Origin of the sequence: Anaerobacillus sp. 1_MG-2023, assembly GCF_030547345.1 — a bacterium.
Lineage (GTDB): Bacteria > Bacillota > Bacilli > Bacillales > Guptibacillaceae > Guptibacillus > Guptibacillus hwajinpoensis_B.
Map to the genome: position 1 here is coordinate 101,270 of NZ_JAUORD010000012.1, position 20,895 is coordinate 122,164.

The 20,895-nt window shown below is 36.9% G+C and carries 19 protein-coding genes; 1 reads left to right on the forward strand and 18 read right to left on the reverse strand.

Features of this window, described 5'->3' with window-relative positions; translation table 11 throughout:
- Positions 1–11: 11 nt before the first annotated feature.
- From Q4550_RS18085 to Q4550_RS24595, 6 genes are all read right to left on the reverse strand, one after another.
- Positions 12–746 (reverse strand): SIS domain-containing protein, encoded by a 735-nt coding sequence (locus tag Q4550_RS18085; protein WP_303535064.1) that lies wholly within the window; start codon positions 744–746, stop codon positions 12–14.
- Between the two features lie 2 nt (positions 747–748).
- Positions 749–1,201, reverse strand: coding sequence for a PTS sugar transporter subunit IIA (locus Q4550_RS18090; RefSeq protein ID WP_303535065.1), 453 nt, complete (start codon positions 1,199–1,201; stop codon positions 749–751).
- Between the two features lie 234 nt (positions 1,202–1,435).
- A complete protein-coding gene (gene lacD, locus Q4550_RS18095) occupies positions 1,436–2,407 on the reverse strand; it encodes a tagatose-bisphosphate aldolase (RefSeq protein ID WP_303535066.1) in 972 nt (323 codons plus the stop codon).
- Positions 2,408–2,415: 8 nt separating this feature from the next.
- Positions 2,416–3,564, reverse strand: a complete 1,149-nt coding sequence (nagA, locus tag Q4550_RS18100; RefSeq protein ID WP_303535067.1) for an N-acetylglucosamine-6-phosphate deacetylase — start codon at positions 3,562–3,564, stop codon at positions 2,416–2,418.
- A 23-nt stretch (positions 3,565–3,587) separates the two neighbouring features.
- Positions 3,588–4,766, reverse strand: a complete 1,179-nt coding sequence (locus tag Q4550_RS18105; protein WP_303535068.1) for an SIS domain-containing protein — start codon at positions 4,764–4,766, stop codon at positions 3,588–3,590.
- 179 nt (positions 4,767–4,945) lie between these two features.
- Positions 4,946–5,662 carry a GntR family transcriptional regulator gene (locus tag Q4550_RS24595; RefSeq protein WP_303535069.1) on the reverse strand — a complete coding sequence of 239 codons (717 nt, stop codon included), beginning with the start codon at positions 5,660–5,662 and terminating at the stop codon, positions 4,946–4,948.
- 566 nt (positions 5,663–6,228) lie between these two features.
- On the opposite strand from Q4550_RS24595, the gene Q4550_RS18115 reads away from it, so the two are divergent.
- Positions 6,229–7,587 carry an SLC45 family MFS transporter gene (locus Q4550_RS18115; protein WP_303535070.1) on the forward strand — a complete coding sequence of 453 codons (1,359 nt, stop codon included), beginning with the start codon at positions 6,229–6,231 and terminating at the stop codon, positions 7,585–7,587.
- A 222-nt stretch (positions 7,588–7,809) separates the two neighbouring features.
- Here the strand turns inward: Q4550_RS18115 and Q4550_RS18120 are convergent, their stop codons facing one another.
- From Q4550_RS18120 to Q4550_RS18175, 12 genes are all read right to left on the reverse strand, one after another.
- The gene (locus Q4550_RS18120) at positions 7,810–8,157 is read right to left on the reverse strand and encodes a helix-turn-helix domain-containing protein (RefSeq protein WP_303535071.1); all 348 of its coding nucleotides are present in this window, start codon (positions 8,155–8,157) and stop codon (positions 7,810–7,812) included.
- Positions 8,158–8,221: 64 nt separating this feature from the next.
- Positions 8,222–9,337: an acyltransferase family protein gene (locus tag Q4550_RS18125; protein ID WP_303535072.1), complete on the reverse strand. Its 1,116-nt coding sequence runs from the start codon at positions 9,335–9,337 to the stop codon at positions 8,222–8,224.
- A 26-nt stretch (positions 9,338–9,363) separates the two neighbouring features.
- Positions 9,364–10,038: a YdcF family protein gene (locus Q4550_RS18130; RefSeq protein ID WP_303535073.1), complete on the reverse strand. Its 675-nt coding sequence runs from the start codon at positions 10,036–10,038 to the stop codon at positions 9,364–9,366.
- 194 nt (positions 10,039–10,232) lie between these two features.
- Entirely contained in the window at positions 10,233–11,462 is a 1,230-nt protein-coding gene (locus tag Q4550_RS18135) for a glycosyltransferase family 4 protein (protein WP_303535074.1), read from the reverse strand.
- A gap of 19 nt (positions 11,463–11,481) precedes the next feature.
- Entirely contained in the window at positions 11,482–13,314 is a 1,833-nt protein-coding gene (locus tag Q4550_RS18140; RefSeq protein ID WP_303535075.1) for a polysaccharide biosynthesis protein, read from the reverse strand.
- Positions 13,315–13,387: 73 nt separating this feature from the next.
- Positions 13,388–14,563: an aminotransferase class I/II-fold pyridoxal phosphate-dependent enzyme gene (locus Q4550_RS18145; protein ID WP_303535076.1), complete on the reverse strand. Its 1,176-nt coding sequence runs from the start codon at positions 14,561–14,563 to the stop codon at positions 13,388–13,390.
- A 28-nt stretch (positions 14,564–14,591) separates the two neighbouring features.
- The gene (locus Q4550_RS18150; RefSeq protein ID WP_303535077.1) at positions 14,592–15,680 is read right to left on the reverse strand and encodes a GNAT family N-acetyltransferase; all 1,089 of its coding nucleotides are present in this window, start codon (positions 15,678–15,680) and stop codon (positions 14,592–14,594) included.
- Positions 15,655–16,446, reverse strand: coding sequence for a GNAT family N-acetyltransferase (locus tag Q4550_RS18155; protein WP_303535078.1), 792 nt, complete (start codon positions 16,444–16,446; stop codon positions 15,655–15,657). Before Q4550_RS18155 ends, Q4550_RS18150 begins: the two co-directional genes overlap by 26 nt.
- Before the next feature lie 21 nt (positions 16,447–16,467).
- On the reverse strand, positions 16,468–17,070 hold the full coding sequence (locus tag Q4550_RS18160) for a sugar transferase (RefSeq protein ID WP_303535080.1): 603 nt from the start codon (positions 17,068–17,070) through the stop codon (positions 16,468–16,470).
- A gap of 44 nt (positions 17,071–17,114) precedes the next feature.
- On the reverse strand, positions 17,115–18,176 hold the full coding sequence (locus Q4550_RS18165; protein WP_303535082.1) for a glycosyltransferase family 4 protein: 1,062 nt from the start codon (positions 18,174–18,176) through the stop codon (positions 17,115–17,117).
- Positions 18,177–18,190: 14 nt separating this feature from the next.
- Positions 18,191–19,435, reverse strand: a complete 1,245-nt coding sequence (locus Q4550_RS18170; protein ID WP_303535083.1) for an O-antigen ligase family protein — start codon at positions 19,433–19,435, stop codon at positions 18,191–18,193.
- Positions 19,425–20,891 (reverse strand): oligosaccharide flippase family protein, encoded by a 1,467-nt coding sequence (locus Q4550_RS18175; RefSeq protein ID WP_303535084.1) that lies wholly within the window; start codon positions 20,889–20,891, stop codon positions 19,425–19,427. The genes Q4550_RS18170 and Q4550_RS18175 overlap by 11 nt, the downstream gene beginning before the upstream one ends.
- Positions 20,892–20,895 lie beyond the last annotated feature (4 nt).

A 20,895-nucleotide genomic window follows, 5' to 3' on the forward strand; every position in this document is an offset into this window, starting at 1 on the left:
GATCTCCTCCATTATAAGCATGTTAGTCTATCACGATATTTTTGGATAAATTCCTTATTAATTTGATCACCTTTATCAAGGTTTGAGCTAACATAAATCGGTGGTTCAACTCCATCTTTTACTAAATCCTCAATCACCTGCACAATAATGGATTGTAATATCGTAAACCCAATAATCGAAGAAGTTGAACCAAATTTAGATTCTAATCCTTCCGTTCTCATAATGGCGTCTCCGGGTTCACCATGATTGTCTAGAACAACATCTGCTTTTTCGAATAATTTTTCGTTGCTATGATGCCTCGACTCCACTTCTTTAGAGAAAGCAAGGGAAGTAAGGGCAATAACTTTCATACCTTTCTTTTTCGCTTCAATTGCCATTTCAATTGGAACTGCATTCCTTCCAGATGTAGAAACGATGAGCATTACGTCTTGCGAATGGACATTTTCTTTGTCCAAAATTACTTTAGCAAGCCCCTCCTGTCGTTCTGAAAATGTACTAATTGGAGCAGATGGTTCAAGTGAGAGGGAAGGAGCTAAGACAGCATTTACTGGTACTAATCCTCCTGCCCGATAAAACAACTCCATCGCATACATTTGGGAATGTCCACATCCAAAAACATGAAGCACGCCATCTTCTTTAATCGATTCCTTAATTATTTGCACCGCTTGAATAATATTCTCTTCTTCTACCTCAGAAACCTGACGTAGCATTTTTTCGATATTGCCAAAAAATTGTTTGTACAACATGGTTATCCCTCCACTTTGGTTTGTATCATTGTTAGAACATGTTCAACATCGTTATCATTCCTAATTGAATCAAGGAGTTCTCCATCTTGCAGAACTTTCATTAATTCAGCCATTAATTGCAAATGAGAGTCATGATCGAGAGCACCGAATGCAAAGATCAAATCTACAGGATCTTTGTCACCTGCTCCAAATTCAATAGGGTTCTCAAGAGTCATCATACTTAAGCAAATTTCTTTCACGTTTGATTCAGGACGAGCGTGAAACAATGCAATCCCTGGTGCAATGACTATGTAGGGACCAAATTCATGAACAGATTGAACCATACTATCAATGTAACCTTTGTTAATAGAATCATTTTCAAGTAATAAATTCCCTGCTTTGTTTGCTGCCTCTTCCCAGTTGGCTACTTGTTCATTCAACCTAATCGTTGAAGTATTTAACATGGTCGTTATCATGATTCTCTTCTCTCCTATCCTTCTCAAATTTACTTAATAACCACAAACTAGTTATGTCGTCATAACCAGTTAATCTTTAGAAAACCCTTAGAAAAAAATTTTTCCTCCTTATAGCTAAAAATAGTACCATACAGATTAATGAACCACGTAGTTTTCGTTACGTAATGTCACAGGAATTTTCATCAATTGTCTCATCCTAAGATTGATTGATGCTCACTATCCCGATTCAATTCATTAGATGTATTCTTTACACGAAGCAGCCGTTTCTTTTAAAACATCATTGAGAGCCATTATATTGCGCTTGCCTTCTGTCGCTAACCATTGTTCAGCTGCTTCTTGCCCTGACTGTTTATATTCATACGCAGAACCACTCCATGTTGCTCGTCCACAAAGAACGCCGTGAAAATCTGCACCCGAGTGTTTAGCAAATTTTAACGTTTCTTGGAAAAGTTCTGCACTAACACCTCCGCTTAAGAAAATAAAAGGAAGTGGAGTAGCGTAACTTTGCTCCCTAAAATATTCAGCCGCTTCTTCTTTCGAGTAAACTGCATCTTCTTTTGTATACCCTTCTACATAATTCATATTGACCGGGACCTCGACCTTCAAAACATCTGCATGAAAGCGTTCTTCAGAAAAATGTTTCATCGATGAGATAACTTTCCTAGGTCTTATTTTGGCATATTCTAGGCCCTTCATGTCATCAATTTTTTCGTCATAAGTAAGAATTTCAAGAAAGAATGGAATTTCCTCAGCCACACATTCAGAAGCAATTCTTTCAATAAAAACATCTTTCTTTTCATTAATTTCTGGTGCTCCATCAGCATCATGGTAGAGCAAAACCTTAATGCCATCCGCACCTTTTTCTACTAGTCTTCTAACAGACCATTCAGGAAGTAAGCTTGGCATACGACCTGGTTCATCAGTATCATAGCCTGTTTTTTCATAAGCAACAAGAAGGCCACATTCTTCATTTTTCTTTTCAACTGCTGGCCATCCATACTCTGGATCTAATAGAATTGCTGATGCGTGTGGAGTCAATTGGTAAGAGACAAGCGATTTGTACGCTTCAATTTCCTCTTTAGCAGTATCTTCTCCCATCATGCGTTTCAAAGCTCCTCTTTGATCAATAGCCAGAGCACTAAAAAACCCGTGATCGTTCATTAACCTATTGAGACGATTTTGTTTTACACCACTATTCAATGTCATTCCCCTTTCTATTCTCGAGAGTAAATAACTTTACCATTAACAGCAGTACACTCTACTTCTAAATTTGAATTAAGTACAACATAGTCAGCTTTTTTTCCTTCCGCAATACTACCAAACTTACTTTCCAAACCTAAACTTTTCGCCGGTGTTAGAGAAGCTAGATGCCAGATATCTGTTAATTCTTCTTTTGTCCACTCACACAAATTCTTAACGCCATCGATCAGTTCAAGAGTACTACCAGCGAGAGATCCTGTTTCAGTACGCGCGACTCCATCTGTTATTGCAACTGGAAACTCTCCTAATGTATATTCCCCATCAGGCATCCCACCTGCTCGCATGCAATCTGTAATAAGCATGAGACGATCTTGTTTTAATTGATAAGTTAACGCTGCAACTTCTGGGTGGACGTGTAACCCATCACAAATGATTTCAACAAATGAGTTTTTTGATCTTAGCGCAGAACCGACTGTACCTGGTTCTCTATGATGCATCCCTTTCATCCCATTGTATAAATGAACGAAATTATTTGCTCCATTCTCAATGGCCTCTTCACAACAAACGTAATCTGCATCAGTATGAGCAATACTCACTTGAACACCAGAGCGTTTGACGCTTCGGATAAACTCCTGCGTGCCTGTTCTTTCGGGTGCTAACGCAATCTTCCTAATCATTCCATCTGCAAGTTTCTGCCATTCGTTAAATTCTTCTAAAGAAGGGTCTTTGAAGTATTTTTCATTTTGTGCACCTTTATGGGTTTCCGTAAAATACGGTCCTTCTAGAAATATTCCTTCTGATTGAGCACCTGGTAATCCCTGTTGAACCATACTCTTCACTGCCATTATTGCCTTATTCAAATCTTCAGAAGAAGATGTCAGCGTAGTAGGTAGAAAGCGGGTAACCCCCCGGGCAGCCAATGATATAGAAATTTTCTTCACTGCTTCTTCAGTTCCATCCATAATGTCATAACCATCGATTCCATGGATATGGGTATCAAACAAACCTGGAGCAACTGAAAACCCAGACCAATCTACGACGTTATCTTCCGAAGAAACATCATGAACTATGGAAGAAAAGATTCCGTTTTCAATCAGTAAATATCCTTTATCAATTACTTTATTTTCAAGTAAAAAGTGATCTGCTTTAATGAAATAGCGCAATTTCATCACCTCCAATTCCTTACTTACTCATCCTCATACTTGTAAATGGTCACCCCTTGTACCACTCGGTTAATCGCACCTGTTGGACTAGGATTATCCGGAGTAATACCTAACTGAATTGATTTTTTCATCGCAAGTGTTTGAGCAAATAGAATGTACGTGAGAGCAGAAAGAAAATCACTTGCTTCTTCTCCTTCATTTTCTTCAAGGGAGAAAGCTAAATCGGCCAGTTCTTCTATCTCTTTGTCAGCTTGAATTGATAAAGCAACAACCATAGAACAGGCTTTCTCTTCTTGAAGCTGGCGGATCATATCAAGATCGTATTTCCTTGTATACTCATCTTGGGAAACAAAAACAATAACTATGGAATTTTTATTCAATACTGATTTCGGCCCATGACGAAAACCTAGAGTAGATTCATGAAGAGCAATCACTCGCCCTCCAGTTAACTCAAGCATTTTTAGGGAGGCCTCCTGAGCCAACTTACCTAGAATACCTGAACCAAGGTATATGACACGTTCAAAGTGATTTCTAAGAATCGTGTTTACGACATCGTCTACTTGTTTAAGGAGCTTATCACCTGCTTCGATCAACCGACCTGTTTCCAGGTCCTTCCCTTGTTCTGGTATGAACAGTTCATAAGCTGCCAGCAGCATAGATGTAAAGCTACTTGTCATCGCTAACGATTTATCATTAGCTTTTTCTGGCATAAGCACAGTGAAACCTTTTTCATCATACTCGACATTTTTCGCAAGCTGACCATCCTGATTGCACGTAATCACTACTTGATAAAAGTCTTTTACTAATTGCTGACCCAATGACACAGCAGCTTTGCTTTCAGGACTATTCCCAGACCGTGCAAAAGAAACCATAACGGTTGCTGTTTCAGGAGATAAGAATTCACTCGGGTTCGAAACTATATCAGTCGTTGGTATGGCATTAAAAACCATATTCTTGTCGCTCCACTTATTTAGTACTGGAGCGACTGTTTCTGCCACATAGGCAGAAGTTCCTGCACCCGTTAAAATAAAATCAATTCGTTTATGCTTCTTATTAATTCCTTCCATAAAGTTACTGAAAGCAGGCTGGGTATCTTTCAAAGAAATGATCAGTTCTCTCCATACTTCGGGTTGATGATAAATTTCCGTAGCTGTATGTAAAGCCCCCTTTTCATTAACATCATCTTTAGATAGATTGAACATTTTCCTTACCTCCAATTTGGTAATGTCGTCATAACCAGTTTGAGTAAAAAGTATAATGAACGTTTGCTCAATTACACCTGTGATGACCAATTACGCAATATACATTCAATTACTATAATTGAGCATCACACGGGAACCCTTCATTAGCATAAGGGAAAGAGCTATCAGTGGAGATCGTTTCATGTTAACTCAATCGTATATTCAAATTTGTCTCCTCTAGCAACAGTGACGGTGTACTCTACAATTTCTTCATTGGAATAAGCAAACCTCTTTATCAACATTGCAGTTTGCTGGGTAGTTGTTTGTAGACTTTCTGCCTCATCTTCTCTTATCAAAGTTGGAGAAAAACTTTCAACCGCTTTATTTACTAATACACCATAATCATTGTAGAACACCTCATACATTGGCAAAGTATCCAGGGTTTCTTGAGTTAGCCCAGGGAATTTCGATAGCGGCATATACGAAGTTTCATACATCAAGGGTTCTTCATCAGCTAATCGAAGTCGAACAACTTTATAAACTTCTTCATCTTTTTCTAACCCTATCTTATTTCCAATATCGCCTTCTATTTTCATTATCTCAAATGATAGTACCTTGCTTGTTGGGATTTTGCCTATCTTTCTCATTTCTTCTGTAAAACTATATAATTTCACCAAGTTTTGACTATAAGATTTAGGAGCTACAAAAGTACCTTTTCCATGCTGCTTATAAATAAAGCCCTCACTCTCAAGCTCTTGCATCGCTTGTCTCACAGTAATACGACTCATTCCATACATTTCACAAAGTTCCCTTTCAGATGGCAACTTTTCTTGTTCTCGATACTTTTGAAGTTCAATTTTCTTTATAATGTCATCCATTAGCTGTAAATATAAAGGAATTCTCTTTTGCCTATTCACATTTTATCTCCTATTTTGAATTTTAGGTAAGTGGTTATTACCAGTTAAGTTTATTCTAACCTTTTTATACATAAAGGTAAAGGAATAATTTTAAACACCGGTTCGCTATTCTTAAGCAAAACCGTCATATAGCTATGTTGAAAATCAGAATTCAGTAAAATATATGTATGGAAGAAATCATCTTCTATTAGTTTCTATTACCTTAACCCACTGGACTTATTCTAAAGAAAAACATATTCAATGATGATATCGCGCGATTTAACCTTTCCTACTGTTTCATCTCCTCAACCAAACATGTGCAAGCGGTTGCGTAAACGGTGTCATATAGTATATACTATTTAAACGAAACATCATTTGGTATTCTTTCAGATTTTCGAAAGTCTTACATATCTTTTATATAGCACAGGAAGGGGCTAGTTTAGGATTCAACTGTTATTGTTGAACGCTCTAATCGCTTCTTTAATAGAATGCTGATCGCCATGCGGTAACAGCTTTTATTTTCCCATCAATGTGCAAGCGATTGCACATTGATGGGAAAACCTAATCATTAATTTCTGGAGGGAATTATGCTTAAAGAACAAGTTGCCACAACGAATGAAAAACGATATCAAAAAGAATTACCCGCTCTGCCGCTTACTACAATCTGGTTAATTAGCTTCGGTTTTTTAGGGGTTCAGATGGCCTTTTCATTACAAAGCGCGAATATGGGACGCATTTTCCAAACCTTAGGAGCAGATCCTCATAATCTCGGTTTATTCTTTATCCTACCGCCACTCGCTGGATTAGTTGTTCAACCTTTAGTTGGATATTTTTCCGATAGGACCTGGATTCCAGGGCTTGGCCGACGAATTCCTTATCTACTCGTTGGAGCTGTAGTTGCTGTCATTGTCATGTGTCTCTTGCCCAATTCGGGTAGTTTCGGATTTACTGCAGTCACAGCTATGACGTTTGGAGCCATCGCCATTCTCTTTATGGATGTCTCATCAAACATGGCCATGCAGCCATTTAAAATGATGGTTGGAGACATGGTGAATAAAGAACAAAAAGGATTTGCGTATTCGATCCAAAGCTTTTTATCAAACAGTGGTGCTGTGTTAGCTAGTATTTTCCCGTTTCTATTAACGATTATCGGCGTTTCAAACAGCGCACCAAAAGGCGTTGTGCCACAATCTGTCGTCCTTTCATTTTATGTTGGTGCAGGAGTTCTTATCTTCTGTAGTCTGATAACGGTATGGAAAGTAAAAGAGTATACACCAGATGAGTTTGCTGTTTATCACGGCATTTCGAAAGAATCGACGAAAGAAAAGGTAAACATTTTCAAACTACTTGGAAGCGCTCCAAAAGTATTTTGGAGCGTTACACTCGTTCAATTATTCTGCTGGATGGGTTTTCAATACTTGTGGACGTATGGCACCGGTGCCATTGCGTTAAATGTTTGGAATACGAGCGACCCTTCTAGCGCAGCTTATCAAGATGCCGGGAACTGGTTTGGGATTTTAACAGCCGTTCAGTCGATTGGCGCCGTACTCTGGTCTCTCGCTTTATCCAGAATTCCAAACAACTCACGCAAATTCTATTACTCCATGAGCTTATTGCTAGGTGGGATCGGATTTGGATCTGTCTTCTTCGTGCACAATCAGTGGGCACTGGTTATTTCCTTTACGTTAATCGGAATCGCTTGGGCCGCGATGATGACCTTCCCATTCACGATCTTAACGAACGCACTGAAAGGAAAGAATATGGGTACATATCTTGGTCTCTTTAACGGTAGCATTTGTTTGCCGCAAATCATTGCTTCATGCTTAAGCTTCGTGCTGTTCCCGCTGATCGGATCTTCTATGCCGTTTATGATTTTACTTTCAGGTGTGTTACTTGTGGTTGGGGCGTTGTCTGTACCGGTTATTAAGGAGACTTATGCGGAGTAGGAAGTCATTTTTATACGAACGCTCAAAAAGTGTGAGTGTCTAACGTTATCTTATTCTATATGCTCGATACCCTTTATATGATTTACTTATTCAGACTGAAAGCCCCGATTAAGCCAAATTAATCGGGGCTTTCCATATGTTAGTTTTTACGACTATCACAACTTGATTATTTTAAAGGTAAAAGTGTGAAACCACTAGCCCTACTTTCTCCATTTCCAAACCTTACAAAGCCTTTCTCTCTTTATTTCTCCACTTAATATATTCAATTACCTCTTTATATTCACTTAAACTCTGTTTTTCGATTCCTGCCCTTTTAACCTCTTCTATAAAAAGCAACCAATCTTGAGAAATATCGTGAGTATGATCTACACCTTTCTTAACGCCTATTATTTGATAAATATCTATATTCAATTCTTTTGAGAGTCGGAAAAGAACATTGATAGACGGGTTATTCTTTTTATTTCTTTCTAGATTATTTAGATAAGACTTCGATACATTTGAGCGCTCGGCTAGTTCAGTGAGTGTCATTCCTTTTGCCAATCTAAATTTTTTTATATTTGCCCCTATCATTTACCTTTTCACCTCCAGTTACAGACCCCTTCTAACAACAAAAAATTCAAATTATCATCTCTCTTTATTTAGTAGCACTTTGCGGAACAGTTGGGAGTGGAGCAGTCGTTTTCTCTCGACTCTCATCCTTTCTACCCATACCAATCTTGCCACTAAAGTAATAGCCATATGGTACCTTATTTACAATATAACTAGCTATTATAGAAAGCCCTACGCTTATAACTGAATAGATTACTGTCTCAATTAGAGGATGCAGTGAAACAGATAAAATACTTAGTGCAATATAAATAACTGCCATAAATAGCGGGTGGAACAAATAAATCCCAAAAGAATACTGGCTAATGACTACAAAAAAAGTTGAGATTCTTCGAGTTTTCATTCCAATATAGTAAATTAGAAAGATCATGCTCGTTGCAAAAAAAAGAATATCAATTTGCTTAGAAGATATTTTCGCAAAAATACCCTGGTTAAATAGAAATACAGACATTCCAGCGATAACAATTGGAGCTATAACTACTGCTTTTGAATGATCTTTTAATAGTTTCATAAATGCTGCATAATATCGCCCACAATAATAAGCAAGGGTAAAGTAGAATACCCATCCAACGAATGGAATCCAATAAAATTTATCCCACACGTATTGGCCAACTGGGGTTTGAACCGCTGGTACAAAGTTAAAGAATCCTAAATATACTGCGCTAATAAGAAAGGAAATTGGAAGTACAATCTTCGGATTCCATTTCTTTAAATAAGAATGAAAATAATAATGTAGGATGTAGAATTGAAGAATAATAAGTATGAAATATCCATGAAAATCTCCTAATAACAAATGTTTCCACCAGTATTGTAAAAAGGCACTAGCAAAACCTATATCAGAACTAAGCGTAAGCTCTAACCCCTTAGACCCAGCATAAAAGGTGCCGAATAATAGATATGGAAGTAGAACATATTTCATTCTTTTCCCCCAGAAGTTCGAAGGAAGCTTATCAGGATAAGAACGTGCTAGAATAAACTCCGATATGAATACAAATGTTGGCGTACCAAAGGTAAGTAGCATATTTATGGAGTTTACAATCCCGTTCTCTTCTAAGAACGACCTGGCAAAGGCATGCAAGAATACGATGCTTAAGCACGCTATACTTCTGAGTAGAAATATTTCATCTATTACCTTTTTATTCACGTTCGTTCATCCTCCTATCTTTATTATCAAGAGAAGAAATAATTGTCAAAATCATATAGTTTCTTTTTAGCAAATGAGCCATGGATCCCTACTAAGTTACCGACCAATTTGATATATTCACTACCTGTCACACCAATACTATGTTTATCAGTCCACCAAAAACTTGATTGATATTTACTCTTACTTGCAACGAAAGTCAAATCTATCTCACTGTCTTTAAAAGCTCTCCCATAGTTTAATTTAGCCCTTCTTAAGTGATAGTCGGATGAAACAATAATAGCGGATTGCAACTGTTGCTCATCCATTAACTTTCTTGAGTAATATGCACTGTCTAACGTACTGAAGGAATCGTAATCTTTCCAAACCGAATCCGAAGGAAGGGAATCATCTATTAAATTATATTCCTGTTCGGAGAACCCATAGGCATTTGAAAGGACTAAAATGTCGGAATATCCTTCATCAATGAGCTGTAGTCCTGCCTCCGAACGACCATCCGCTCCACTTAATACAATAATAATATCCGCCTTTACTGGTTTTTGATTTACCGTTAGCCAATTCCCAGCATTCAGAAACATTGTTATCAGAACAGCTAAGGCCACAAATGTTATTCCTTTTATCCACTTATATGATCGTTTTGATATAGAAATAGGTTTATCCTTAGCGCTTTTTTTACTTTTTAAAAAGGCTTTTTGGCCATTCATCTCAATCACCTATTTTCATTTCATCCTTCATTATTCGTGCATTAAATGCTTCACGAAAATGTCTTTCAGATCAGCGATTGCAGACTGAGTAGATAAAGACTCGTTTTTTTGACTTTCAATGGATTGCACATATTGTCCAATTTCCTTAAAAAGCTCTAAGTATATCGAAGAGTCATTTTTTTCTCTCGTCCTATTCATATAGAAACACTTTCCACTACAGAATAAATTTCTTGATAACTTGTTCTACGATCAAACTTCTCTTCCGCTAGAAGTCTAGCATTGGCTCCAAAACTTCTTCTTAGGTCCACGTTATGATAAAGTGATAAAATCAGATCGGCGAGTGTGCTTGCATCGCCGGGAGCGTAATTATAACCAATCTTCTTACATGTAACGATATCAGAGAATTCTTTATTTAAACTACTGTTCAAAACCGGTAACCCAGCTGCTACGTAATCACCAATCTTGTTCGTGATACTCTGTTGTGCACCTTTGCTTATAGCGTTTGCAGCAATGTCTGATCGAACTAAAGTAGGAACCATGTGTTCATAAGATAAATAGCCCATGAATTCAACTGGTGCATCCAATTCTTTAGCTAATTGCTCAAATTTATCTTTAAACGGCCCATCACCCATAACCTTAAGAACAATTTGATTAAAACCTTTTTTCTTCAGCTGAGCAACTGCCCTTATAACAGTTGGAAGATCGTAGCTATAACTCAATGTTCCAACATAAGTAATCCAGAACTCCCCGGGCTTTTTGAACACTTCAAGTTTTGTACATGAATCAAAATGACTAAGGTCTGTCCCAATAAAAACTGGTACAAAATTCTTAGCATGATGGTTCACCTTTTCGACACGCTCAATATAGCTTTGCGAAACCCCCACAACTGAATCAGCTAACTGATAAATTCGGTTGGCATAAACGGTTAATGGATAGAGTAAGGTATCTGTGAGAGGATCCGGAAACTTCAACGTGTTTTTTATCGATTCCGGCCAAACATCCTGAATATCAATAATAAATGGAATCTTATTTCGTTTAGCGTACTTTCCTACTTCGTATGCTGCTCCCATCATGGGATAGGCACAGTAAATGACATCAGGCTTTTGTTCAAGAGTTTTCAAATAAGTTGTTAATTGTTTAGCAAAATGCCTATGACTCCATATACGATCAAAACCTACGTTTTTTGAATAACCTAATTCCTGGATAATAACTATTTTATAAGGAAGACTTTCTGATAGAACATTGATCTTTTGAGGATCTCTGAATTCTTTTTCTCCATGCTTAAAACTACTTGTTAACAGTGTGACATGATGGCCAATGTCACTCAGTTTCTTAGTAATGTAAGTAAACCGGTTAAAGCCCTTTTCGCCTGGTAGGTTGGTAAATGGCGCAACCAGCAAGACATTTTTCTTTTTAGAATTCATATGTCTTTCAATCCCTTCCTCAGATGATAGCTATCTCAGAATTCACTTCTTCCGCTACAGGTGCATTGTTAGCGATCGACAACAACGTTTCCCGTATAACATCTTTATCTCCTGTTCTGCACGAGCGAACCATGTTCATCACTTCTTCAACATCTATCTCAACAGACTTGCCAATGTAGATTTTAGGATAAATTTGTTTCTCTCTGACTTCATAATCATTTAATAACTCTTCATACAATTTCTCTCCTGGCCTCATTCCAGTGAATTCAATTCCGATATCATCTTCTGTAAGTCCAGAAAGTCGAAGTAAATTTTTAGCAAGGTCGACAATCTTTACTGGTTCTCCCATATCGAGAACAAAAACTTCCCCACCTTGAGCTAGCGAACCAGCCTGCAAAACGAGTTTTGACGCTTCAGGTATTGTCATGAAAAACCTTTCCATAGCAGGATGCGTAATTGTAATCGGACCACCTGTTCGAATTTGCTCCTTAAATAGTGGAATGACGCTCCCCCTGCTCCCTAACACATTTCCAAAACGAACCGCCACAAACCTCGTATTACTTTTCTTATCAAGATTTTGAACAATCATTTCTGCGATGCGCTTACTAGCCCCCATAACACTCGTTGGATTGACTGCTTTGTCACTAGAAATCATTACAAACGTTTCCACACCACCAGCATCTGCTGCTTCAGCAACATTTCTTGTTCCGTATATATTATTATTAATTGCTTCTTCTGGATTGCGCTCCATTAAAGGAACATGTTTATGAGCTGCTGCATGGAAAACGGCTTTTGGACGGTAATACTCCATTATCTTAAATATTTTATCCCTATCTTTAATATCAGCTATTTCTGTTGTAAATTCTATCTCGTGCCCATAACTTGAACGTAGCTCCATTTCGATTGAATAAATGCTATTTTCTCCGTGACCTAGTAACACAATTTGTGAAGGTTGATATTGTGAAAGTTGTCTACAGATCTCAGAACCAATCGAACCCCCTGCACCAGTAACAATAATGACTTCATCTTTCACAAAGTTCTCAATTGAATCCGTATCCAACTCAATCGCAGGTCTTCCTAAAAGATCACGTATTTGGACGTTTCTAATCTCATTTACAGAAACCTTTCCTGTCACAAGGTCTTCAAACATCGGAATCATCTGAGTAGTGGCGTTAGTACTAACACATTCCATATAAATTTTGTTCAGTTCTTTCTTTTTCAAGGATGGAATCGCAATCACGATCGTATCAATTCCAAGTTTACGGACATTTTCTTCAAGAGAGTCAATCCCTCCAACTACAGGGAGACACATGATATCTAAATTTTGCTTTCGCTTATCATCATCAATAAATGCTACAGGTTCAAGACCACTATCCTTGTTATACCTTAATTGTCTTGCTACGAGAGTACCTGCCGACCCAGCCCCTACGATAAGTGTTGGCTTGAGCTGTGGTTTGTTCCCTAGCATCCCGTTATCTTTGAAGTACCTCCATGAGAATCGTGACCCACTTATTAAGAAGATTTGAATCATCCATGTAGAAGCTAACACTCGAAAGTAGATGTCATTCATAAAGACAAATTGACAGAATGCCGCTACTAGAATAGAGAAAGTAACTGCCTTGAAAATAATAATCAATTCACCTATACTCGCGTATTCCCATGCTCTTTTATACATTTTATAGTAATGAGCGAATACATGATGACTGATAATAAGTGTTGTCGCTATGATCAAGAGAGGAGTTGTAAATACCTCTGAGACAGGAAACAATGAAATGGTGCTAATATACACAGATGTAAATACAATAATGGAGTCTACTAAAAGTGCGTACCACAATTTATTTTGAATGTTCAATTCGATTCGCTCCTTTCATTTGGTATATCATTCTTTATTAAGAACGGAATGGTGCAACATTACTTAATACCAGTTATGCATGAAGAATAGAGGGTTGTGACTTCTTTAATAAAAGCATTTCAAGTGCTTCAATTACTCGCTTTTGCTCAAGATTTGTCATCCCCGTTCCTGAAGGAAGACAAAGCCCATTCTCATATAACTCCTCTGAAATACGTCTATCTTTAGTATGTGGATAGAATTTGTTAGATTTAAAAAGCGGCTGTAGGTGCAATGGTTTCCAAAGTGGTCTCGATTCGATGTTTTCTTTTTCGAGTTCTATTACGATTTCTTCTGGGGTGCAAGCGTATAGCTCAGAATCAAGTAGTAAAGTAGATAACCAGCGATTGTGCAAGGTTCCTTTAGCCTCTTCCATAAATGATAGTCCCTTCAATCCTCCCAGTTCCCTTTGATATCTATTAAAAATCGCTTTCTTCTGGTCCACTCGTTCATTAATCACTTCCATTTGCGCGATCCCGACTCCCGCAAGTATATTACTCATACGATAATTATAGCCTGTTTGACTATGCTCATAATGTAACGCTTTATCCCTCGCTTGAGTTGCTAAGAACCTTGCTTGATCAAGTGCTTTTAAATCATTGGATACAAGCATACCTCCACCAGATGTTGTAATGATCTTATTTCCATTAAATGAATAAACACCAAACTTCCCCATACTTCCGCTTTTATGATGCTTATATAACGAACCAAGTGATTCAGCCGCATCTTCAATGACAGGCACTTTGTAATGATCACAGATTTCTAGAATTTCATCCATCTTCGCACTCTGACCATACAGATGAACAACAATGACAGCTTTCGGAAGTACTCCTTCAGCTTCTGCCTCTTTAAATGCAGTCAGTAAAGCATCTGGAGACATATTCCACGTCTCAGGTTCAGAGTCGATGAAGACTGGAACTCCGCTCTGATAGAGAATTGGGTTTGCACTCGCGATAAAGGTAAATGTCGAACAAAACACACGATCGTTCGCTTTAACATCTAGCAACCGTAAAGCCAGATGAATTGCAGCCGTGCCAGAACTTACGGCAACCGCTCCACTCATATTTGTATAGTCCATAACATCCTTTTCAAATCGATCAACATTAGGACCAAGCGGAGCAATCATATTTGTTTGAAATGCATCTGCAATGAACTCCTTTTCTCTTCCAGTCATATGTGGCGGTGATAAATAAATTCTCTTATTACGATTCATTTGCCCACCTCCTAATTAAGTTTCAATTTTACCCTTGAGAAGTAACGTGAAGTAAATCAGCATGCCGATAAACTGGAAAAAAACCTTGTACATCTCTAGGAACTGTAGAAGAAAGCTCTTGATAGATTTTTTGATTGTGTATTTGTTTCGCTACATAGAATGGAAGCGCACCTGTTTTATTAAAATGTTTTTTGAATTTATAAAGGCTATCGTCGTTGCCTGTGTACCCTCCACCCAGGTGCATCGATTCAAATCCTTGTTTCTTCGCCCACTGAATCGCATAATCAACAACATAATTATTAATAGCTAATGGCAAATATTCATGATCGGAACCTAGTAAGTGATAATGAATATGTTTGTTTCCATACATGAATATAACTGACATCACAACTTTTTCCTTATCGCAAACTACCTCGATTAACTCGATACGATCTTTTAGAAGTTCAAATGTATTATCAAAGTATGCTTCTGAAAAATGATAGTATTCTTTCGCACCAGTTCTTTCCATTGTTGCGTAATAGAGCTTAAGAAAATCACTTCTTTCTTGAGGATTGCGATGCTTGATCTGTAGATTATAACTCCTAGTCTTTCGAATACGGTTTCTATTTTTCGTATCATAATTCGCCCAAATTTCCTCATATTCTCTTGTTAAATCAACATAAATCGTATCTCTGATATAGGACTTTTCAATTTCTGGATAGCACTCTTGATTTTGATATAAGGGATGAAAACGAACAAATTCTGTAATAATATTTGAAGTTTTACAGTAATTCTTAAAGGAGATAGAAAATAAGCTTAATAATTCTTTAACTCTTTTTTTCTCTTTTACGTTAGTAATCGGCCCGCCATATCCGTAAGGCGTTGTAATATCGTAAAGTTCACCATAATCCTCAATGACCGTTTTTAAGTGAGGTAGAGTGTTTAGGTTTCTTAACAGAAAAGGATAAATCACAAAATTCTCTTCTTCTTCATAAATATAGAGTTGTGCCTTCCCTTCTCCGTTCCTCTCATGAATCTCACAATATTCAGGAGTAAAATAGATATCTCTATGCTCTAAACGATTGAGGTATTCATGCCATTTCTTTTTTTGATTAAGATCTAAGATTTTGATACCCATTTAATCCTCCCATTTGAATTGATAGATGTGTTGTCAATCTATTACTAATGCAAACCGTTTCGAAGTCATCCACAAATGGGTTTTGACTAATAAACAGAATTTCTCGTTGTCGATCATTTTCATATAGAGCGAGCAATAATTCTCTGTCCTTGAAAGCTTCTTCTTGATGAATACGATAATGGGTATTGGAAATTCGACCGATACGGTAGTCACCTGTACTTGTTTGAATGTGGAGCATTGAAAAACCATATTGGTTTTGATGATTTTCAGCTTCAGTCCAGTTTGAAATCTTTCCAATACACTCCTTGCGACTTCTTAACGTTTTTTTTTGTTTACCAACATTCCAATAGGCTGTTCCCACTTTTTCTAATCCCAATCTCTTATACCACAACATAGCGTTGTTATTATCTTCAAACACATCTAGAGAAAAGAACCTTGTTGAGTCGTTCAAAAACTCTGTGACCCCATATTGTAAAAGTTTAGCGCCTATCCCTAATCCTCTTTGAGCAAAACTGACATAAATATTATTTAAAAAGAGCGTGTCCTTTAATATTCTCCATTCTGCATACCCAATAAGATGTTTGTTCTGATAGGCTCCTACAAACACCACTTCTGATTGATGGAGTCTGCTGCTTATAAACCTGCCATATTTTTTTGAGCTATAAATGGTCAATGGGAATATTTCTTTTCGAATTCCAGACTGGAGAAGGGATCTAACAGCTTCCACATCTCTAGTATGTAGCGGTTTTATAATAACTCCACTCAACAAAATCCCCCCCCTTTCTAATTAACACTTCAATTTCCGTTCTATATCAAAGTCCAACATGTGCTCTCCTGGATCTTCTACTACATCCTCACTTTTCAAAACCTTCAATATAGTTAAAGCAATAAGCTTCATATCAAGCCGGAAAGATGACTCCTCAACGTATTCAACATCTATGGCCAAACGCTGATCCCATGCGAGATGATTTCGACCAATCACTTGAGCAAGTCCAGTTATTCCCGGTCTAACTTGGTGCCTTCTCCTCTCCTCGTCAGTGTAATAAGGTAAATATCTTATTAATAGCGGTCTTGGCCCGACAAGGCTCATATCTCCTTTCAATACATTGAATAATTGAGGAATCTCATCGATACTCAACTTTCTTAAGAAACGCCCTATATCCGTAAGCCGTTCTGAATCTGGTAAAAGATTTCCTTCTTTGTCTCGCTGATCTGTCATCGTGCGAAATTTATAGATTGTAAATGGTTTTTCTTTATAGCCAATTCTTTTTTGTTTGAATAAAACTGGTGAACCTATTTTAAATTTTATGACTAGGAACGTCACTAGAATAACAACGGACAATAATAGAAGAATGCTAATACTAAAAAGGATATCAACGAATCGTTTCATTTTCCCTCTCCTATCTACTTGTATTCGTTCCTTATAAAGAACAATCACATATGACTTACCTGCATATATTCATTTAACGTACTTTCCACCATTTTTTCCATGGAAAATTCTATTTCAACTTTATTTCTCGCTTGCTGGACTAACTGGTGACTAAGATCATCATTTTCAATCAACTGATAAATAATGTCACAAAAAGATTTCACATAATATTTCTCCACTAGAAACCCCGTTTCATTATTTATAACAGCTTCTTTAATTCCACCCACGTTGATTGTTAATATAGGAGTACCGACTGCCATGGTTTCCAGCATCACCATCGGAAATACTTCTAGTTTAGATGTTAATAACATCAGGTCCATTTCCGCAATAAACTTCTCAGGTTCACGGGCATTTCCTACTAAAACCACTTTATTCGAAAGACCCATCGAATTTATTTTTTCGGTTATCGATTGGTATTCTGGACCATCTCCTGCAATATAAAAAGTTAGATTGCTCATATGGCGAAATTCATTTGCTATATCGATAAAAAAACTATGGTTTTTTTCCTCCGATAGTCTTGCTAATATACCAACTTTATAATGTTCTCCTTTTAACTTAGGTTGGAAGCGAAATTTCTTTAAATCGACTCCGTTATAAACAGTTTTCACTTTAGATTCATTGACTCCATTTTTAATGATATTCTCCTTTTCAAATTCACTAACAGCGATAATACGATCAACATATTTATTTAAAATCCAAGAGAACAAAGTTGGATACTTTTCTAGAGAAGTAACGTTATGTTTTGTATAAACCACTTTGATAGTTCTTTTCTTTATTGGATTCATTGTAATTGCGATGAGGTAAAGAACCATACGTAAACTATTAGCATGAATTACATCAATTTTCTTTTTCACAATTAATTTTCGTATCATCATCATATTGCGAAGGTGCCTTTTACGGCTAATGGAATAGAATTTTTCCTTATGTTTAATCTGCGATTCCAGTTCCCCTGGACCTGCAACGGTGTAAAGTGTCAGTTTATCATTAGGAAGTTCATTTTCAAGTCGACAAAAATAATTTTCTGCTCCCCCGTGAATCAATTTATCAGTTAACATTAACACATTCACCTGCATTACCCCCTTCAATTTAAATGGAACGGATATACTTTATCCACCTTTAATTTAAACATAGAATCTTTATATTCTTCCTGTGAAAGATAAGCTGATAAGATAGCAAGATACAGAAAGAACATATCATTCAGTACAAGAGATAACGATACCATTTGAAGCAAAAAACCGATAAAAACTAGGAAAAGATAGGGCTTCGTACGATAAAGCTGCGATTGGAGCAGCTGAACGAAAACTAGTAAAATGAATAATAAGTAGAAAAACAAGCCGATGATTCCTGATTCAGAAAGTATTTCAAGAAAGGTATTATGAGCAACGTGATTATCACCGTAAATAAAGAGGTTATATTCAGAGAAATTAAAGGCGCCTATCCCCATCGTTATGTTTGAAGAGAAATATTCCCATGCACGCCCCCATAATTCAAAACGACCGCTGCCTCCGTCACTTGAAAAGTCCTCGACTCTTGATTCTAATAAACCCAATACGTCGAATTTTAATTGAGCAATAGCTATATATGCCATTAATCCTAGTGATAACAGTAAAGCACCTATCAGTTTAAATTGCTCAGCAGGCTTATTCATTAAGATATAGATACAAAATATGAGAATTAAGGCTAAAATACCGCCTCTCGAAAAGGTAAGTATTGTAGTAGCAAGACTTAAGAAAAAGCCGATCTTATTTTTGAGTGAATCCCGATGGCATAAAAAGTATGCGAAAAACAGTGTATTATAAAAAACAAAGAAATTAGGATCTTGTAGAAGTCCAATCAATCGAGGGTATCCACGATCAAGTAGTACACCCAAAGATATAATTCCATCCCCATTTAGCACAAAATTTTGTAGTTTTAAACCAATGATATATAAAACTAAACTGATTGTATTAAAGGCTATTCCAGCATAAGCAATGGCTGTCTCGATCACACTAGCTTTTGTCTGGTTAATAACATCTTTGATAATGAGGTAACAAATCATATAGAGCATGAGGCCAAAAACAGCGCGAGCACTAGAGATAGAATAGAGCGAAAATGCTCCAGAATACATATAAATGAAATAAAATAGAAAGAAAAATATTTCAAAAGTATGGAAACGCTGAAAACGGAACGTTATAAGGTGAAAGAATAAAAACAGAATACAGAAAATCATATAGGGTTTAATTGCAAATCCTACATAAATGTTATATTTGCCCATCGTAACCAGCAAAATTAAAAGAAATAAAGAGAAATTTCGTTGTGGAGCCGATTCAGATAAACTATAGCCCATCTTCCACCCTCCTAGACCTTTTCACTTTCCATTTCCCAGCAAGTTTTGTTCGTAATAGGAGGTTAAAAATAAATTGATTCAGCTGCTTATCAACGAAAAGAAATACACCGATAATAAGGTATTGAACACCTGCTGCTAAAAGCGGGATAGTATTGAATAAAAAGTCACTTATCATCAACCCACTTACAAGGATAATAATAAAGGGGAGAATGCTTTTACCTATATAGATACGATTAGGTGCTATCATCCAAAAACCAAAGAAGGCAAAGACTTCAATCATAATACAGGCATATGCTGCTCCATTTAATCCTATGCTTTGACTTAGTACCCAAAATAGTGCAGCTGCACAAACAACAACTACTGATTGGACAATCATACGTTGAGTTTGAAGAGCCCTGGTAGTCAAGCCATCTGCTAAGGCTATATTAATGCCTTGAAGAAACAATACCAAAGAAATCACCTTTAATAGACTAGCAGAACTAATCCATTCTTCTCCGAATAATAGAGCAATTATAGGTTCAGAAAAATAATAAAGCGGCACAGTCATTGCCATACCAATTAGCCCCATTGCTTTCATTTCAATCATATTTAATCGCTGATGATCCAGTATACTTCCTTGATTAAAGTAACGAAAAAGGACTGGATAATAAGCTCCTGCGACTATAAAGGGTAACTGTTGAAGGGCCTGTGGGATTCTATATGCTACTGCAAATAACCCAACTTCGCTAAGAGAAACTGTTCTCTCCAATAGAATAGGTCCTAACTGTGGAAGAATGACAAATAGCAATCCCGTTATGGTAAACGATAAAAGCTGATTAAATAAGCCACTATGGAAATTAGATCGCATTGGTACGGAGGTAAACTTTAGCATAAGAATTATTCCTACTAATCCAGCCACGACATATGAAAGGCCATAAGCACCGTAAACTATAAATGGATGCCAATCGAAGACCATACCTAGCGTAATAGAAAGAACAAGTAGCAGTGACGAAATCATGCGAATAATACCCGAGAATTGCATTTTTTCTATGAGTTGAAAATATGTGGATGCAATACTCTGCATGGAAACACCAATAACAAAAGGAAAAATAAGATAATAAGAAGTTTTCAAAAGCATAGCATTTTCTGAATGTAGTGTATTGAGGATGATAAACCCTAAAAGAAATGTTGCAATTAGTAGAAATAATCTTAATTTGATATATGATGACATAACAACTGGGATATTTGCATTTTCTTTTGATCCTTCACGTAATACAATTTGACTCAAGCCACTATCAGTGAAATAGGCCATAATCATCGCGAATGCTAGAGCCACACTGAACATCCCATAGTTAGAGGTTTTAAGATAAGATGCAAGAATGATAAGAGCACTAGCATTTAAGACACTTGCTAGAACGGTGCTGTATAAGAGGTGAAGAATGTTCATGGCTATAGAATTTCCAGTTGTTGTCTTCATTTTT